14 protein-coding genes are annotated in these 16,723 nt (G+C 44.3%); 5 read left to right on the top strand and 9 right to left on the bottom strand.

Going from position 1 to position 16,723, the window contains the following annotated elements:
* Positions 1-201: 201 nt before the first annotated feature.
* The 3 genes from malG to malE form a co-directional block, all read right to left on the bottom strand.
* On the bottom strand, positions 202-1,092 hold the full coding sequence (gene malG, locus DA100_RS16860) for a maltose ABC transporter permease MalG (RefSeq protein ID WP_138973193.1): 891 nt from the start codon (positions 1,090-1,092) through the stop codon (positions 202-204).
* Positions 1,093-1,104: 12 nt separating this feature from the next.
* A complete protein-coding gene (gene malF, locus DA100_RS16855) occupies positions 1,105-2,679 on the bottom strand; it encodes a maltose ABC transporter permease MalF (RefSeq protein ID WP_138973192.1) in 1,575 nt (524 codons plus the stop codon).
* Positions 2,680-2,753: 74 nt separating this feature from the next.
* Entirely contained in the window at positions 2,754-3,935 is a 1,182-nt protein-coding gene (gene malE, locus DA100_RS16850; RefSeq protein ID WP_138973191.1) for a maltose/maltodextrin ABC transporter substrate-binding protein MalE, read from the bottom strand.
* A 653-nt stretch (positions 3,936-4,588) separates the two neighbouring features.
* Here malE and malK point away from each other — a divergent pair.
* The gene (gene malK, locus DA100_RS16845) at positions 4,589-5,707 is read left to right on the top strand and encodes a maltose/maltodextrin ABC transporter ATP-binding protein MalK (protein WP_138973190.1); all 1,119 of its coding nucleotides are present in this window, start codon (positions 4,589-4,591) and stop codon (positions 5,705-5,707) included.
* A 225-nt stretch (positions 5,708-5,932) separates the two neighbouring features.
* On the opposite strand, the gene DA100_RS16840 is transcribed toward malK, so the two are convergent.
* Positions 5,933-6,763: a phosphate ABC transporter substrate-binding protein gene (locus DA100_RS16840; protein ID WP_138973189.1), complete on the bottom strand. Its 831-nt coding sequence runs from the start codon at positions 6,761-6,763 to the stop codon at positions 5,933-5,935.
* A 172-nt stretch (positions 6,764-6,935) separates the two neighbouring features.
* On the opposite strand from DA100_RS16840, the gene DA100_RS16835 reads away from it, so the two are divergent.
* A complete protein-coding gene (locus DA100_RS16835) occupies positions 6,936-7,289 on the top strand; it encodes a DUF3024 domain-containing protein (RefSeq protein WP_138973188.1) in 354 nt (117 codons plus the stop codon).
* A gap of 411 nt (positions 7,290-7,700) precedes the next feature.
* Positions 7,701-8,330 carry a response regulator transcription factor gene (locus DA100_RS16830; protein WP_138973187.1) on the top strand — a complete coding sequence of 210 codons (630 nt, stop codon included), beginning with the start codon at positions 7,701-7,703 and terminating at the stop codon, positions 8,328-8,330.
* 84 nt (positions 8,331-8,414) lie between these two features.
* On the opposite strand, the gene rnb is transcribed toward DA100_RS16830, so the two are convergent.
* A complete protein-coding gene (gene rnb / locus DA100_RS16825; protein WP_138973186.1) occupies positions 8,415-10,421 on the bottom strand; it encodes an exoribonuclease II in 2,007 nt (668 codons plus the stop codon).
* Positions 10,422-10,826: 405 nt separating this feature from the next.
* On the opposite strand from rnb, the gene DA100_RS16820 reads away from it, so the two are divergent.
* Entirely contained in the window at positions 10,827-12,752 is a 1,926-nt protein-coding gene (locus tag DA100_RS16820; RefSeq protein ID WP_138973185.1) for a DEAD/DEAH box helicase, read from the top strand.
* Positions 12,753-12,809: 57 nt separating this feature from the next.
* On the opposite strand, the gene DA100_RS16815 is transcribed toward DA100_RS16820, so the two are convergent.
* Both DA100_RS16815 and DA100_RS16810 read right to left on the bottom strand, forming a co-directional pair.
* The gene (locus tag DA100_RS16815) at positions 12,810-13,796 is read right to left on the bottom strand and encodes a chemotaxis protein (RefSeq protein WP_138973184.1); all 987 of its coding nucleotides are present in this window, start codon (positions 13,794-13,796) and stop codon (positions 12,810-12,812) included.
* 147 nt (positions 13,797-13,943) lie between these two features.
* A complete protein-coding gene (locus DA100_RS16810; RefSeq protein ID WP_138973183.1) occupies positions 13,944-14,399 on the bottom strand; it encodes a hypothetical protein in 456 nt (151 codons plus the stop codon).
* Between the two features lie 135 nt (positions 14,400-14,534).
* Between DA100_RS16810 and DA100_RS21055 the strand changes: the two genes are divergently transcribed.
* The gene (locus DA100_RS21055) at positions 14,535-14,672 is read left to right on the top strand and encodes a hypothetical protein (RefSeq protein WP_171052242.1); all 138 of its coding nucleotides are present in this window, start codon (positions 14,535-14,537) and stop codon (positions 14,670-14,672) included.
* Between the two features lie 16 nt (positions 14,673-14,688).
* On the opposite strand, the gene DA100_RS16805 is transcribed toward DA100_RS21055, so the two are convergent.
* Both DA100_RS16805 and rbsK read right to left on the bottom strand, forming a co-directional pair.
* Complete coding sequence (locus DA100_RS16805) at positions 14,689-15,693, bottom strand: substrate-binding domain-containing protein (protein WP_138973182.1); 1,005 nt, start codon at positions 15,691-15,693, stop codon at positions 14,689-14,691.
* Positions 15,694-15,720: 27 nt separating this feature from the next.
* Positions 15,721-16,647, bottom strand: a complete 927-nt coding sequence (rbsK, locus tag DA100_RS16800; RefSeq protein WP_138973181.1) for a ribokinase — start codon at positions 16,645-16,647, stop codon at positions 15,721-15,723.
* Between the last annotated feature and the right edge of the window lie 76 nt (positions 16,648-16,723).

The following is a 16,723-nucleotide window of genomic DNA, read 5'->3' as shown; positions in this document are numbered from 1 at the left end:
GCTGAATTTCAGACATAAAAATACCCGGACAAGCCGGGTAATGGTTACAAAAACTGTTAGTAGTAAATAGTAAGGAATCTAGCTAACAGCCAGCTATGCGTAACGCCAGTTATGCTCTCTTCTTAACTGATCGGCGGCCAAACCAAAAGTGTTAAGCAGAGAAACAAATGGGCGACCTTGCGGTCGCCCTTATCGTTCTTATTAACCTTTCACACCACCGGCGGTCAATCCTCCGACCAACCAGCGCTGAGCAAGTAAGAATACGATGGTTATTGGTAAGGCAGACAGTACTGCTGCTGCTGCAAAATCGCCCCACAAATAGTTTTGAGGGTAGAGGTATTGCTGCATACCAACCGCTAATGTGTAAGAGTTTACATCAGAAAGTAGCAATGACGCCACAGGAACTTCTCCTACAACACCAATGAACGACAGAATAAACACTACCGCAAGAATTGGCACAGAAAGAGGGAGTAGTACCAATCTAAACGCCTGCCAAGGTGTCGCACCATCAAGAGCTGCGGCTTCTTCCAATGAGGTGTCAATCGTTTCAAAGTACCCTTTGATGGTCCAAACATGCAGTGCGATACCACCAAGGTAAGAGAAAATTAGACCACCGTGTGTATTCAAACCAAGGAACGGAATGTACTGACCCAACTTATCAAACAGCGCATAAAGTGCCACAAGGGCTAGCACGGCTGGGAACATCTGAAAAATCATCATTGCTTTCAGAATCGTTTCTTTGCCTTTAAAACGCATACGAGCAAAAGCGTACGCTGAAGTAGTAGACAGAGCCACAATAAGCACAGATGTAATACCCGCAACTTTCACAGAGTTCCACAACCAAGTAAGAACAGGGAACGGCGGTGGTGTAACCGAGCCATCAGCGTTTGTAACAGAGAAACCTAATGCCAGTTTCCAGTGCTCCAGTGACGGATTATCTGGAATCAGGCTACCCGTTGCGAAGTTACCTTCACGGAATGAGATCGCAACCACCATCAGTAGTGGGAAGATAATCGCTGACAAGAAAATCCATAGGGCAATATGCGTCGCCCATACGCGGTATTTAAGTGACTTACCTTGTACCATTGCCATTGTCAGTACTCCTTAATCTTGAGACAGCTTAGTGAAGCGTAAGTTGAGTAGTGCCAATCCACCAACCAATAGGAAGATAAGCGTTGCGATAGCACTTGCCAGACCAAAGTCCTGACCACCACTACCTTCAAAAGCGATACGGTAGGTGTAACTTACAAGTAGGTCGGTGTAACCCGCTGGCTCAGAAGTACCAATCATGTTTGGTCCACCTTGAGTCAACAATTGAATTAGAACAAAGTTGTTAAAGTTGAACGCGAAACTCGCAATAAGTAACGGAGTAAGCGGCTTGATCATCAACGGTAATGTGATAGTACGGAAATTATCAAAGAAGTTAGCACCATCAATTGCCGAGGCTTCGTAAAGGTCATCCGGAATCGCTTTAAGCAGACCCATACACAGAATCATCATATAAGGGAAACCTAGCCAAGTGTTAACAATGACGATCATTGCCTTCGCCGTTAGCGGATCTGAAAACCACGATGGACTGATACCAAATAGTGCTTCTAGTACCATGTTGATCTCACCAAAGCTTTGGTTAAATAAACCTTTAAAGATTAGGATTGAGATAAACGCTGGCACTGCGTAAGGCAAAATTAGCAACACTCGGTAGATTGCACGACCCTTAATCTCCTCCCATTGAACGATACTCGCAAGTACCAGACCAATGATCACGGTCAGACCAACGGTCAACGCTGAGAAAAGAATTGTCCAAATGAAGATGCTGACAAACGGTTCTTTAATACCTTCGTCTTTCCAAACTCGCTCAAAGTTCTTCGCACCAATGTCGACGACAAAACCAGGAGATACCGTCGCACCAATAAATTGGCCGTTCTCGTCAATAGGCTGGTAGAAACCAATCTCCATGTTTGGACGTAGAGTTTCACCAGTACGGTTGTTGTAGAGCGTCTCGCCGTCATCTTGCATCGTGTAGAGCGGTACAACCGCAGCAAACTTACGTAAGCCGCTCATGCGGATATCGTCACCATTTGGAAGGTGTAGGTCGAGATTACCCAGTGCCACTTTGTGGCTGATAATCGTCTTAATTTGTTCCTTGTCACCCTCAATCGAGTCAACAGGCTTCAAATCCATATCGCTTGCTGTCAGGGAAGCAAGGTCAAAAACATCAGTTGCTAGCAGTTGATCACCCTTCTTGATTGAAAGAAGGTGACCTGTCTCTGTTTTATACAGAGTGAATGGATAGCTATCACCACTTTGGAATGTACGATCCATCAGCACCACTTGGGTACGGTCAAATGAAAGTTGGTTTTTCGCACTGTAGTTAGTGAAAGCAAGACTGACCGTGTAAGCAAGAGGGAACAGGATGAATAGAATCATGCCTGCGATGCCTGGATAAATGTAACGGTGTGCGTATGTCTTTTTACTACCAAAAATGTACAACGCCAGAGCGGTTAAAATAAGGGTAAGTAGCGCAAAAGCCGTCTCACCACGAGAATACATAAGAACGGTTGCGTAGCCATTAACAATACCAACAGAGGCCAATACGCCCCATTTGATGAGTACGCTTTTACTTGATGGCAAGCTCGTTGTTGTAGATGGCATAACATCTGTACCTTGAACTGACTGCATAAGAGAACCTGCTAGCGATAATAAAACTTGAAAAGGAGGAGAGGTTACCCTCTCCTCAAAAGGGTATTACTAAATTATTTGGTCATTTGTTTTTCTGCATCAGCAAGTGCTGCATCTACAGTTTGGCGACCGTCAACAACGTTAATGATTGCGTTTTTAGCGGCACCCCAGAATGCGCCCATTTGTGGGATGTTAGGCATGATTTCGCCATTCATTGCGTTGTCCATTGTGGCTGCAATACGCTTGTCAGCATCAAGTTCACGTTGGAATGAGTTAAGAGCAACCGCACCAAGTGGTTTGTCGTTGTTTACTTTACGTAGACCATCGTTGGTTAGTAGGTAGTTCTCAATGAACTCAACCGCTAGATCTTTGTTTGGTGAAGCAGTGCTGATACCAGCAGTTAGTACGCCAACAAAAGGTTTTGAAGATTGGCCGTTGAACTTAGGTAGCGTCGTTACACCGTAGTTAATGCCAGACTTTTCAATGTTACCCCAAGCCCATGGGCCATTGATTGTCATTGCTGTTTTACCTTGGTTGAACGCTGACTCAGAGACAGAGTAATCCATGTCTGAAGAAATCACGCCTTTGTCGACAAGACCTTTCACAAAGTTCATTGCGTCTTTAACGCCATCTTTCGCGATACCTGCATCTTTCACATCGTAACCAGCTGCGCCATATTTGAATGCGTAACCGCCATCAGCTGCCATTAGAGGCCATGTGAAGTACGGTTCTTTCAGGTTCCACATGATTGCGGATTTGCCATCTGCTTTTAGCTTAGCGTCTAGAGCCGCGACTTCTTCCCAGCTCTTAGGTGGATTTGGTACAAGATCTTTGTTGTAGATAAGAGATAGAGATTCTACCGCTACTGGGTAGCCGATTAGCTTGCCGTTGTACTTAACTGCATCCCAAGCAAAATCGACAATACCTTCTTTAAGTTGTTTTGACGGGTTCACTTCAGCCAGTAGACCCGCTTCTGCGTAGCCACCGAAACGGTCGTGGGCCCAGAACACAATATCAGGACCGTCGCCAGTTGCAGCAGTTTGTGGGAACTTGTCTTGAAGTGCGTCAGGGTGAGCAACTGTTACCTTGATACCAGTATCTTCTTCAAACTGTTTACCTACTTCAGCAAGTCCATTGTAGCCTTTGTCACCATTGATCCAGATCGTTAGTTGACCTTCTTCGATAGCAGCATTTGCGCCAAATGAGCCAAGAGCAACAAGAGTTCCTAGTGCTACTGTGCTTAGGGCATTTTTCATGTTCATATCCTTTTTATATTTGTGTTGTAGGGCTCAACCAGAGGCTTCACCGTATTTCAGCAGTTATTTTCAGCCAAACGAATCAATGGCTCATCCTCCTACTCCCTACGCCCTCGCTATTATGGACTATTTTCGTGATCTCCATCGATACAGGTTAGCGACCTAAGTCACAAATCAACTCTCGAACGTGATCGAACTCTATATAAATGCAAGCAATAATTTGAACTCGATCTCTTTGTGCTTTCTCATCCCTTGATAACCTCATCCCCTCCTACTCCCCCTACAATTATTGCGTATAGGAGGATGTCGCTGACCTCATTTTTCCGCAAACTACAGTCATCCAAGAGTGGATGGTAAGAACCCTTTCCAGTAAGACATGAATCATGTCACTGGTTGCAACGCCGCGAGGGTTTGCTAAGAGTACACAAGTGACATAGGTATTCAGGTAACTGATTCAACCGGGGGAGAAGCTTGTGTTACACGGGGGAAGCAAACTTGACTTTGGCTTGATGGGTGTCGCGAGGAACTCCTTCACCCATATTTTCTTACCTGTAAAAAATCCATTTTCTTACCTAATTCCTACTATTATTGCCTTGTCCATAATTCATATAATGATAGGCAGTAAAATATAAAATTGATCGAGGACGAGCTAGATGGCGAGTGTCACGTTAAAAAATGTATGTAAAGCTTACGGTGACTTACTGATTTCAAAGAATGTAGATCTAGACATTCAAGAAGGTGAGTTTGTCGTATTTGTTGGTCCATCAGGCTGTGGTAAATCTACACTGCTACGCTGTATCGCTGGCTTAGAGGACATCACTTCCGGCGACCTATATATTGGCGATGAACGAATGAACGACGTTGAGCCATCAAAGCGTGGGGTCGGCATGGTGTTCCAGTCGTACGCACTTTATCCTCACCTAAACCTTTACGACAACATGTCTTTTGGTCTCAAACTTGCCAAAGCGGATAAAAACGAAATAGATAAACGCGTTGAACACGCAGCGGAAATCCTCCAGCTCAGTCATCTTCTAGAACGTCAACCAAAAGCGCTTTCTGGTGGTCAGCGTCAACGTGTTGCAATCGGGCGAACACTCGTTTCGCAACCCGATGTATTCCTACTAGACGAACCTCTGTCTAACCTAGATGCTGCGCTTCGCGTACAGATGCGTTCAGAGATCACAAAGCTACAGCGCAAACTGGGCTGCACCATGATCTATGTAACGCATGACCAAGTAGAAGCGATGACCATGGCTGACAAAATCGTGGTATTGGATGCTGGTTTTGTCTCTCAAGTGGGCAAGCCTTTAGAACTTTACCACTACCCACAAAACCGCTTTGTTGCAGGCTTCATTGGCTCTCCTAAAATGAACTTTATGAGTGTATTTATCGAAGCCGTTGAGAAAGAGCGCGTTATGGTTCAGTTGGCAAACGGGACGACTTTCTGGATCCCTGTCGATGGCACGACAGTGACGCGTGGTGAACGTATGTCACTGGGTATCCGTCCTGAACATTTACTACCGTCAAATCAAGGTGACGCAATCATTGAAGGTGAAGTCAATATCGTCGAAAAACTAGGTAACGAGACACAAGCTTATCTACATATCGATGCCGCTGATGCAGACATGATCTTCCGTCAACCGGATACCCTAGCGGTTGAACCAGGTGATAAGTTATCGGTAGGCATTCCAGCTCACCGTTGCCACTTGTTCCACAGTGACGGCAAAGCATGTCGTCGATTGTATAAAGAATCTGGAGTGGAGCTCGACTAACAAGTCTGCCCATTAAAGCTCCCGCTGATAGAAAGCCCCTACTCATAGGGGCTTATTTTATCTCTATAGGCGGTCATCATTGTTTCAGTCATACCTAGCCCTGTGATCTTGTTTGTAACGAGGTTTCGGCATAAGGCTACGCTGATTAACTGATGTAGCTGATCAGATCGTAACGTCCTGATTTAGTTCCATCAAATTACCCAACAAAGTCGTGGAAAATCGCTATTACTTCTGTTTTTTGTCTCTGATAGAGGTATAACCGTACTCATCAATCAGATTTTTCGCTTCATCTTCCGCCAAATAGTGTACAAACTCTTGAGCGCTTTCGCTCAGACGACTTTGATCGTAAAGCACTAAGAACGGGCGGGCCAATCCATACTTTCCTGACGCAATGTTATTGGTATTAGGATCGACTCCCTCAAACTGAATTGCTTTAATCGAACTATCTACCGAACCCGTTGAAATAAAACCGATCGCCTGCTTGTTATGGTTAACGATCGTTTTAACCATACTATTGCTATTAACGACTAAGTTATCTGGATTGATGTCCGAGACCATTCGACCGTTAATCGTCTTAGTTAAGCCCATTAAGCTTTCAAAGCTATAACGCGAACCTGAAGACGCTTCTCGCGTTACCACAGCAATTTTTTGGTCACTACCACCGATCTGCTTCCAGTTAGTAATCTTGCCCTTGTAGATATCAAACAACTGATCTCGTGTCACATTGTCAACCATATTCGACTTATTCACGACAACAGCGAGTCCATCGTAAGCAATTGGCATCACCGTCAATGATTCAGTTTGTTCACTCTCAGTCAGGTAACGCGAGCTCATTCCTATGTTTGCAACACCCTTATTAACAAGCGTGATTCCCGCACTTGAGCCTACACCTTGAACCGCTATAAAGCTTTCAGGGTGAGTGGCATTGAATTTTTCCGCTAAGACATCCATGATACGTGCAACAGAAGTTGAACCTGATACGTTTACTTCTTTCGCAAATATTGGCGCTGAAACCAATGATGTAGATAAAAGTGCAGCCAGCGCAATGCGAATCATATTTTTCTCCTGATAGTTGATAGACTCGAGTTAGCCGACCTCATAATATTTCCATAAGATGACAATTTTGTGAAAAACTGGGCAGATAAATAGTTCTGATGTAAATAGTATCTGTATGCATTAGGTATTCTGCTCTGATTAGAATACAGCACATTACTGAAGTGAGAGTGCAATGGGATTAGTAAGTTTGCTACAACGTCAGGTTGAAAGTCGTGCAGAGTCGATCTGTAAAGTGAGAAACCAAAACACACCAGCCGAGTTAGGTAAAGCCCGTTACGAGGTCACCAATAACGGTGTCATCTTCATAAAACAGCATTTCTTACTCGATTCAGCTCACTGCGATTACATGGATTATATTGCGAAACTATCTTGGTGCGTCAATACCCAACGTTGGCAGTTGTTCATCCCCCATGAAACTCAAATAGACACCTGGATACCTTACCCATTTCTACCTCACAGTACCGACTTGACCGCCCTGATACGAGAAATAGATAAAGATCCCAAACAGATGTTCTGGAGTGATTGATAGCGAGCGCATTCCATTGCCCAATGAACAAGGCCACTGCGAATAAAACACACCAAAATTAAATAGAATGATATTTATTTAAGTCAACTGAAGCATTTTCATTGTAGGCTAATTTGACATTTATTAGCCTTTACTCTAGAGAAAAAATCCTACATTTCTCATTCTCTTCGTGTAGGAAATATCGTATTTAATGCAAAACTATAAATGTTATCCCCATAAATCAGGTTATATTCTACAAAGGTATTATAGAATATGACATGCATTAACATGCTCAGTTGAACAAGAATTGACATACATGAGTCACATCTAAATAAAAGTAAAGCAAGCACTTAATTACCTATATCAATCATGTAGTTAATGTTTTTATTCAGCTCACGTAACATTAGCACAAAACTAAAAAGAAGTAATACTATGTTTAAAAGTAATGGAATGGAAAAACACGCCGTCCTTATATATGATGACCACCCTATCGTGTGTGAGTCACTTAAAATCATCTTATCCCGAATTAAATCGGTTGATAATATTGTCTGTACTAGCAATTACAAACAGGCTATCAGTATTATCTCTTCACATGAGTTTGATCTATTAATCTTGGACGTCAACTTAGATAGCGCCGATGGATTTCAGTTTTTCCGACGCGCAAAATCTCACGGATACAGTGGAAAAACTGTGTTTTTCTCCTGTAATAGCCAAGACTACTGCTCTAAAGTCGCTTATGAACTGGGAGCAAATGGCTACATAGATAAATCAGAGGGTCAGGACGTTATTATTAACGCCTTAGAAACGGTACTGAGTGGTTATAACTTTTTTAAGTCAAATCAGAGAGATATATCATCTAAGGTGCCCAAACTATCCAATCGGGAGGTGATGGTATTGAACTACTTATTGCAAGGAAAATCGAATAATGACGTGTCGCATATTTTGGGGTTGAGTCCAAAAACAGTGAGTACATATAAGCGAAGAATCTTAGACAAATATGGCGTATCAAGCGTTATTGAGTTAATTGAAGTCAGTAAGCGAGAAGCAATTACTGGTGATTAACCTTTTTCGAGAACAAAAAAATGTGCGCAACGGTTATTTGAAATGCCAGTCAGACGACTGGCATTTTTTCGCAGGTAGGAAAGGTTACGAATCTGTCTCAGCAGCGGGCTCTTCTGCACACTCTAAGTCAGCAAATACTTGAGTAGGTTTGGCAACTAAACTGCGCGTATCCTGATTAACTTCCGTTAACACCACTTCAAGAACATCACCCAAACGGTATGTTAGTTCTTTGTCGACAGAAACTGTGCCCATGTCACCGTTGCAATCCAGACGCTCTTTATTGGCTAAGATGAGGGAACCAGGGATAAAGGCGGCAGCACCATTCTCTAATAAACGAACACGCATGCCTGCACGGTTGATATCAAAGATTTCACCTTGGAATTTGGTCTCTTTTGCTGGCTCTTCCGCCAACGTACGAGCATATAGCCAGTCACCAACGTTACGTTCAGCAATCTTGTGGTGCTTTCTATGAATCGCCAACTCTTCGCCAACGGTTTCATCTGCAACTTGCTCAGGCTCTTTGCCTAAAATATGCGCTTTCAACATACGATGATTGATCATGTCACCATACTTACGAATTGGTGAGGTCCAAGTCGCATAAATGTCTAAACCCATCGCATAGTGTGGTAACGGCTGATTGCCCATTTCACTGTAACTTTGGAATTTGCGAATGCGGTTGTCCAAGTAACTCGTCTCTTGTTGGCTTAACCAACGACGTAACTCAGCAAATCCTTCCAACGTTGCCACAGACTCTACAGTGAACGGCAAATCGCCTTCTGCATTGACGAACGAGATAACATCTTGGATTTTCTCAGCTTTAAAGCCAGAGTGAGTGTTAAACACACCTGAATTAAACGCCTGCTTCAGTGTACGTCCTGCGCAAATATTGGCGGTAATCATCGCCTCTTCAACCAAACGGTTCGCACTGCGGCGCATATCGGCATGAATCGCAACCACATCGTTGTCTTCACTAAGTTCAAATCGATAGTCTGGACGATCAGGGAACACCACTGCATTCTGTTCACGCCACTGTGCACGAGCCAATGAAAAGTCGTATAGGTCACGGACAACTTGCGCCGTCACTTCGCTTGGTTGCCACTCACTGGATGAACCAGACTCTAACCAATCAGACACATGGTCGTACACTAGGCGTGCATGAGACTTGATATTGGCGGCAAAGAACTGGATATCATCCACAATCACACCATCTTGTCCGACGGTCACAGTACAGCAAAGGGCTGGGCGAACTTCATCTTGCATTAATGAACATAATTCATCAGCAAGGTCTCTCGGCAACATTGGGATATTGCGCCCAGGTAAATAGATAGTAAAACCACGTTCGCGTGCCACCTTATCCATTTCACTGTCTGCTGAGATATACGCCGTTGGATCCGCAATAGCGATAGTGAGTTCAAAATCACCGAATTGAGTTCTCTTTGCATACAGAGCATCGTCCATATCTTTGGTAGAAGCGCCATCAATTGTGACAAACGGAATGTGAGTCATATCGATACGTTCTAGATCGGCATCATCTTTAATTTGCCAGTGTTCAATACCAACAGGTTCACTATTGGGTAAATCATTCTGAACCAGTGTCACCCACCAAGGTGCGATCTTATCGTCCGCGTCGGTGATTTTGTCGCTAATCTCGACAAAGAAACCATTGTCACCTTTTAGCGGGTGGCGAGTTAAATGACCGACGACCCAGTCGCCCTCTTTTAGATCATCGCTTTTAATCCCTTTGCGTGTCTTCGCTTTTAAAGCCAGCTTTTTAAGCTGCGGATGATCAGGGGTGACATTTAGGTTGCCTTTGATCAGTTTCACGCGACCAATAAAACGAGTTAGACCTTGCTCAATCAGCTCCTCAGGTTCCGCTACTTCACGCTCTTTCTCTGTACGGATGATGGCTTTGACTTTGTCACCATGCATACATTTCTTCATATATGGTGGTGGAATAAAGAAGCTCGTTTTACTGTCGACTTCTAAGAAGCCGAAGCCTTTCTCAGTTGCCTTAATCGTGCCTTCTTTCTTAGGAAGCGTTTCTTGAATTTGCTGCTTGAGTTGAGCCAGTAGAGGGTTATCTTGGAACATCTATCTTGTTTTACCGAGTAAGTATCTAACCAAAAACATTCCGCCCACTATATCACTGCGTCTATAGTCTAGCTAGCGCATAAACATGACAACTTATCGTTTCGTCATTAATTCAATCAGTTACCCTATGCCGTAAAATGGTCAGATTTCATGCTATTGGTGTATCGAGATGAGCAAGATATAAACTAGATGACTTAATTCAGGGAATAATTGTGATGAAATTCAATTTTTTCTAGCTTTTTTTATGCTTTTAGGGAATAATCCGCCCCCTTATTTACGTCCCTAGTGGCTTGATGCGATTTACGACTTTTCCGCATCTGAATGGAATCAGCTCTCAACTGGATTGGTATTGGAATTGGTAGAGCTCGTGGGACCTTTTGTTGACATATATAAAGTAGGATCCCAATGACAGATTCCGTAATTCAGTTCAGCGACCTAGCGCTTAACGACTCAATCCTTTCAGCTCTTGAAGGTATGGGTTTCGTTTCACCAACTCCAATTCAGGCTGCGGCTATCCCGCACCTATTGGCAGGTAAAGACGCACTAGGTAAAGCTCAGACTGGTACTGGTAAAACTGCGGCTTTCTCTCTACCTCTTCTTAACAAGCTAGACCTAGCACAACGTAAGCCTCAGGCTATCGTTCTTGCACCAACTCGCGAACTTGCGATTCAGGTCGCGGCTGAAATTAAGAACCTAGGTAAAAACATCGATGGCCTTAAAGTGCTCGAGATCTACGGCGGTGCATCTATCGTTGATCAAATGCGTGCACTTAAGAACGGTGCGCAAATCGTAGTCGGTACTCCTGGTCGTGTTCAAGACCTTATCAACCGTGATCGTCTGCATCTAGACGAAGTTCATACATTCGTCCTTGATGAAGCAGACGAAATGTTAAACATGGGCTTTGTTGATGATGTAACAGAGATCATGGAGCACGCTCCAGAATCTGCGCAACGCGTACTATTCTCAGCGACTATGCCTCCAATGCTGAAAAGCATTGTTGAGCGTTTCCTTCGTGATCCAGAAACGATTGACGTTGCTGGTAAAAACCACACAGTAGACAAAGTAGAACAACAATTCTGGGTTGTTAAAGGCGTAGAAAAAGACGAAGCGATGTCTCGTCTTCTAGAAACTGAAGAGACTGACGCGTCAATCGTATTCGTACGTACTCGTCAAGACACAGAGCGTCTAGCAGACTGGTTATGTGCACGTGGCTTCAAAGCATCGGCACTACACGGTGATATTCCTCAGTCTCTACGTGAGCGTACTGTTGATCACATCAAACAAGGTGTTATCGATATCCTAGTTGCAACTGACGTTGTTGCACGTGGTCTTGACGTTCCACGTATTACGCACGTATTTAACTACGACATCCCATTCGATGTTGAATCATACATCCACCGTATCGGTCGTACAGGCCGTGCTGGACGTAAAGGTAAAGCAATCCTTCTCGTTCGCACTAACCAGCTACGTATGCTGCGTACTATCGAACGTGTAACTAAATCATCAATGGAAGAGATTCAACTTCCTCACCGTAACAAAGTTGCAGAGTCTCGTCTAGCTAAACTAGGCGCAGAACTAGAAACAGAAAAAGAACACAAAGCACTAGAAAAATTTGCTGAGCTTGTAGAAAAGCTTCAAGAATCTCTAGAACTAGACGCAGCGACATTAGCCGCTATCCTGCTTAAGCGCCAACAAGGTAAACGTCCACTGTTCTACATTGGCGAAGACCCAATGACTGAAGCAATTGAGCGTGACAAGCAACGTCGTAAAGAGCGCCGTGAAGGTGGTCGTGACGGCGGACGCGAAGGTGGTCGCTCATTCAATACTCAAGATTGGGATACTTACCAACTTCAAGTTGGTCGCGAGCAAGGTGTTCAGGTTAAAGATATCGTTGGTGCACTTGCAAACGAGCTGGGCCTGACTAAAGGTTCTATCGGTGCAATCAAACTAGCACAAGGCGAAACTTACGTTCAGCTACCAAAAGCGATGTCTTCTGAAACTGCGGGCAAACTACGTAAGCTACGTATCCGTCAGAAGCAAGTTGACGCTGTAGTCTGTGACTTCAACGATTTCCGTGAGCCACGTCGTGGCGGTCGCGATGGTGGACCTCGTCGTGACGGCGGTTTCCGTGGTAATCGCGAAGGTGGCCGCGAAGGCAACCGTGAAGGTGGCTACCGTGGTAACCGTGAAGGCGGTCGTGATGGTAACCGTGAAGGTGGTCGTGCTCGTCGTGAAGGTGAACGTCGCTTTGACCGTAACCGTGGTGGTGATCACCGTGGTAACTACCGTGGCGAACGTGGTCACGGTCGTAGTACTCGCAGCGAAGGTTAATCTACTGCTTGAATACAAAAAAGGATACGCATTGCGTATCCTTTTTTTATTTGTTAATCATTTAGCATTGTCGCGAAAAACATACTTATCCATCATCGAAACCATGCGACCAATTTCTGGTTTAGTAATCGTGTCATTTGCGCCTAAGGCCAATGCTTTCGCTCGGTTGTCTTCGCTCATCAGTGACGAAAACATCACAATTGGAATGTTAGCGTAAGCTTCGCTATCTCGTAACCGTTTGACCAAGTGCATACCATCCATTCGAGGCATTTCCACGTCAGTCACTACGCCGTCGATCAATTCACTGACTGGTAGATTCTCTTCTTTGGCAACTTCAATCAAATTCATTAATTTGTCGTGTGCCTCACCGCCATCTTTACACGCAATGACGTTGTAACCAGAAGAGCTCAATGTATCTTGAATCATCGAGCGGATGAACGCTGAATCGTCGACCACCATCAGAGTTTTGGCGTTGCGCTTCTTGACCATACGTTGGTTAAGATCGACGCTCTTATCCAAAGTCACATCGTATTTTTCCATACTCAGTTCTGGGTTGATGTCAGCAATGATCTTCTCAAAATCCAATATCATGATGAGATTGCCATCTTTACGAACTACAGCAACCACACAATCTTGTTCACCCGCTTCCAAAAACTGGCTAGGTGACTCAACGTCATTCCAAGAGATTCGATGAATGCGGCTAATGCTATCGATTAGAAAACCATTAGTCATATTGTTAAAGTCAGTAACAATAACGAATTTACGTGAGTTGTCATTTGAGGTCGGAACACCAAGCCAACCAGCCAAATCCACCAGTGGTGTTAAGATGTCTCTTGACGAGAACACCCCAACCATATGAGGCTGTGCATTTGGGTAATCTGTCGTATCTGGTACTTGAATTACTTCACGAACCTTAGCGACATTAATCCCGTAATAGCAGGTTTTCTTTCGACCGTCCGGCAACTCTTTGACTAAATGGAACTCGATGATTTCCAGCTCGTTGGTGCCGCTTTCCGTTAAAATCGTACTACTTGATCCGCTCATAATTCTACTTTCAATATTTGATCATTATTAGTTATCGTCATCAATCACTAATACTTTGATACTTTTTAACTGCAATTCAATATTTTGTAAATCTAATCAGCAGACTGACTTCAAACTTCTTACTATCTGCTAGTTTGACTACAACATTTACTCAATTTGCTGCCAGTGGGGTGGCATGTTTAGCCCCCAACGCGACAGCTCACTTTTCGAATAGATCGCCTTACCTTGGTTTCCGGTCGCAATCGGTATTACGGTTGAGGTGCCTTGTACTGCAAGCTGAAGGAAGACGATGGAAACAGGCTCATCGTACAGTTTTGGGAGCATGTAGTTAAGTGCATTGTCGTCACCCAGCATGACGATATCAGGCTTAAACTCTTGATAGGCGGTAAAAGCCTGATCTGATTTCCGTTCAAATTGTTCCATCGGTAGACGTTTAGTGTCCATCTGAAATGTTTCGAACTCAATAGAGGGCAACAACGTTTGCTTTATGCCTTCGATGTAACTCGCATCCCAAGAGTACCCTGAGTGATAACTTTCAATAAGTAGCACTTTGGTTGCTAAGGCTTGTGACGAGAAAATAAGGCAAATGACTATCCAACGCATTGGGCTCTCCTACCGTATTTGTTAAGTGTAGTTGCCCTTCCACAACCCTCCACTTTATGTCGTTAATCACAATCAAATCTCGAGGTCTATACTGAACTTCCTGTAGCCCCGAGATTACAAGGAGAACTCTCGGTAATGATGAACAGCTTACCCGGTATTTTGACTCAGGTTATTTCTAACTTAATCATCAATAGCATCAATCATGCGTTTAATGAACAACCCAATCCGGAGATAAGTATTGAATTTGAACAAGAGACTTCCGTCAACTGTTGAGCAGCGTGTTTCTGGGTTACTTTATGTTTTGTACGGTTGCCCTTTCAACTAGAGTCGGCTCTAGCTGAACCACTTGTGCGTCCGTTGCGCCTTTTTCAAGTCGATTAAGCAGCGCTTCCACCGCCGCTTTGCCTAAGCGGTATTTTGGCTGATGGATAGTCGTCAGTGATGGGCTCATAAACTTAGCAATATGAATATCATCGTAGCCAATAATTGAAATATCTTCAGGAATACGAATCCCTTTCGCGTTAGCTGCGTTGATCACCCCCATTGCCATCATGTCGTTACAGACAAAAATAGCACTCGGTAATCTGCCTTTCGCAAGCATTTTGTTGAATGCCTCAAACCCGCCTTCACATTCAAAGTCCGCTTCAATGATCCAATTGGCGTTAAAGTCTAAGCCTGATTCATTCAGTGCGCGTTTATACCCTTCATAACGCATTTGGGCTTGGTGTTTGACCAACGGGCCGGTAATACAGCCAATCTCGGTGTGACCTGAATCGATAAGATGTTTTGCCGCCAGATATCCTCCGCGCAAAGAGTTATCCTGAATCTTATCGCTGGTAAACAGCATTGGCCCCCAGTCCATCACCACCACGGGAATATCAGGGTACTGTTCGAAGACTTCGATGCGCTCTCCTTCAAGTGAAGAACACATCAGGATCAAACCGTCGACTCGCTTTTGCAACAAAGTATTGATAGACTCTCGCATTCGCTCAAGGTCGCCTTCAGTGTTACACAAGATAAGATTGTAGCCTTGATGATAGCAACTGCGCTCAACACCTTTCACGACCTCACCAAAGAAAGGGTTGGTCGAAGTCGTCACCAACATCCCAATGGTCTTCGTCCTGTTAACTTTGAGACTTCTTGCTAAAGCTGACGGACGGTAGTTAAGTTGTTGAGCCGCACTATTCACCCGCACAGAGATCTCTTCGCTCACATAGCGTGATTTGTTTATGACGTGGCTAACCGTGGAAGTCGAGACTCCCGCAAGCTTTGCAATATCTTTCATGGTTGCCATGTCATTTTCTCCATCAAATAACGATCTCTACGACTCACTGTGTTCGGCTAAAAATGTATCCACTTCTTCTCTGGTTGGGATTGATGTCTGTGCACCAAACCGAGTTACTGAGATAGCCGCCGCTGCATGAGCAAACTTAATTGCTGATTTTAGAGGTAAATCTTCCAACAGACCAGTGACCAATGCCCCATTAAAGGTATCTCCTGCGGCAGTGGTATCCGTTGCGTCGACTTTAAAGCCCGAGATCAGCTCGCCTCGGCCATTCTCACTCAACCACACACCTTTAGCACCTAAGGTAATCAAAACAATTTCGATGCCCTTACGGTGTAACGCATTTGCGGCTGCTTGCGCACTCTCGTCGTCAGTCACCGTGATGCCTGTTAACACTTCTGCTTCGGTTTCATTCGGCGTAATCACATCAACACAAGCGAGCAGTTGATCAGACAGTTCACGCGCTGGAGCTGGGTTTAAAATCACGTTAGTTGCGGCGCTTTTTGCAACACTGGCTGCTTTTTCGATACCGCACATTGGTGTTTCAAGCTGCATCAGTAGGAATCTTGCACCACGGATGCGCTCCAAATCGGATTCAATCGCTTCAGCGGTCAGTTTGGCGTTGGCTTCAGCAGAAATACAGATACTGTTTTCACCACTATCAGAGACTTGAATCATCGCAATGCCAGTTGGGCAGTTTGGCTCCATTTTGACACCAGCGATATTGATGCGATCCATCTTAAAATTTTCTCGGATATTGATACCGAAAGCATCATCCCCAACACAGGCGATAAAACCGGTATCCGCATTAAGACGTGCAGCAGCCACCGCTTGGTTTGCGCCTTTCCCACCGGGAATAACTTGGTAATTACGACCATGAAGCGTCTCGCCAGGGCGAGGAAAAGAAGGCACTTGAAGAACATGGTCAGCGTTAACACTACCTAAAACCACTAACTTATTCATAAGGTAATCCTCGGCTCAATTGAGCCTTGCAAATGTGAACAGGAGTAATAGCGATAAACTTTGCGACAAAGCTCAT

The sequence above is a fragment of the Vibrio sp. Hep-1b-8 genome (assembly GCF_006124995.1).
In the GTDB taxonomy this organism is placed as follows: Bacteria; Pseudomonadota; Gammaproteobacteria; order Enterobacterales; family Vibrionaceae; genus Vibrio.
Note: the sequence above shows the minus strand (reverse complement) of the source record. Positions and strands in the feature narration are given on the sequence as shown.

Excerpts from the sequence above, each read along its gene's own strand:
- DA100_RS16810 (WP_138973183.1), bottom strand. The coding sequence starts at position 14,399 with ATGCGTTGGATAGTCATTTGCCTTATTTTCTCGTCACAAGCCTTAGCA.
- DA100_RS16815 (WP_138973184.1), bottom strand. The coding sequence starts at position 13,796 with ATGAGCGGATCAAGTAGTACGATTTTAACGGAAAGCGGCACCAACGAG.
- DA100_RS21055 (WP_171052242.1), top strand. The coding sequence starts at position 14,535 with ATGATGAACAGCTTACCCGGTATTTTGACTCAGGTTATTTCTAACTTA.
- rnb (WP_138973186.1), bottom strand. The coding sequence starts at position 10,421 with ATGTTCCAAGATAACCCTCTACTGGCTCAACTCAAGCAGCAAATTCAA.
- rbsK (WP_138973181.1), bottom strand. The coding sequence starts at position 16,647 with ATGAATAAGTTAGTGGTTTTAGGTAGTGTTAACGCTGACCATGTTCTT.
- malF (WP_138973192.1), bottom strand. The coding sequence starts at position 2,679 with ATGCAGTCAGTTCAAGGTACAGATGTTATGCCATCTACAACAACGAGC.
- malK (WP_138973190.1), top strand. The coding sequence starts at position 4,589 with ATGGCGAGTGTCACGTTAAAAAATGTATGTAAAGCTTACGGTGACTTA.
- DA100_RS16805 (WP_138973182.1), bottom strand. The coding sequence starts at position 15,693 with ATGGCAACCATGAAAGATATTGCAAAGCTTGCGGGAGTCTCGACTTCC.
- DA100_RS16840 (WP_138973189.1), bottom strand. The coding sequence starts at position 6,763 with ATGATTCGCATTGCGCTGGCTGCACTTTTATCTACATCATTGGTTTCA.
- DA100_RS16830 (WP_138973187.1), top strand. The coding sequence starts at position 7,701 with ATGTTTAAAAGTAATGGAATGGAAAAACACGCCGTCCTTATATATGAT.
- malE (WP_138973191.1), bottom strand. The coding sequence starts at position 3,935 with ATGAAAAATGCCCTAAGCACAGTAGCACTAGGAACTCTTGTTGCTCTT.
- DA100_RS16820 (WP_138973185.1), top strand. The coding sequence starts at position 10,827 with ATGACAGATTCCGTAATTCAGTTCAGCGACCTAGCGCTTAACGACTCA.
- malG (WP_138973193.1), bottom strand. The coding sequence starts at position 1,092 with ATGGCAATGGTACAAGGTAAGTCACTTAAATACCGCGTATGGGCGACG.
- DA100_RS16835 (WP_138973188.1), top strand. The coding sequence starts at position 6,936 with ATGGGATTAGTAAGTTTGCTACAACGTCAGGTTGAAAGTCGTGCAGAG.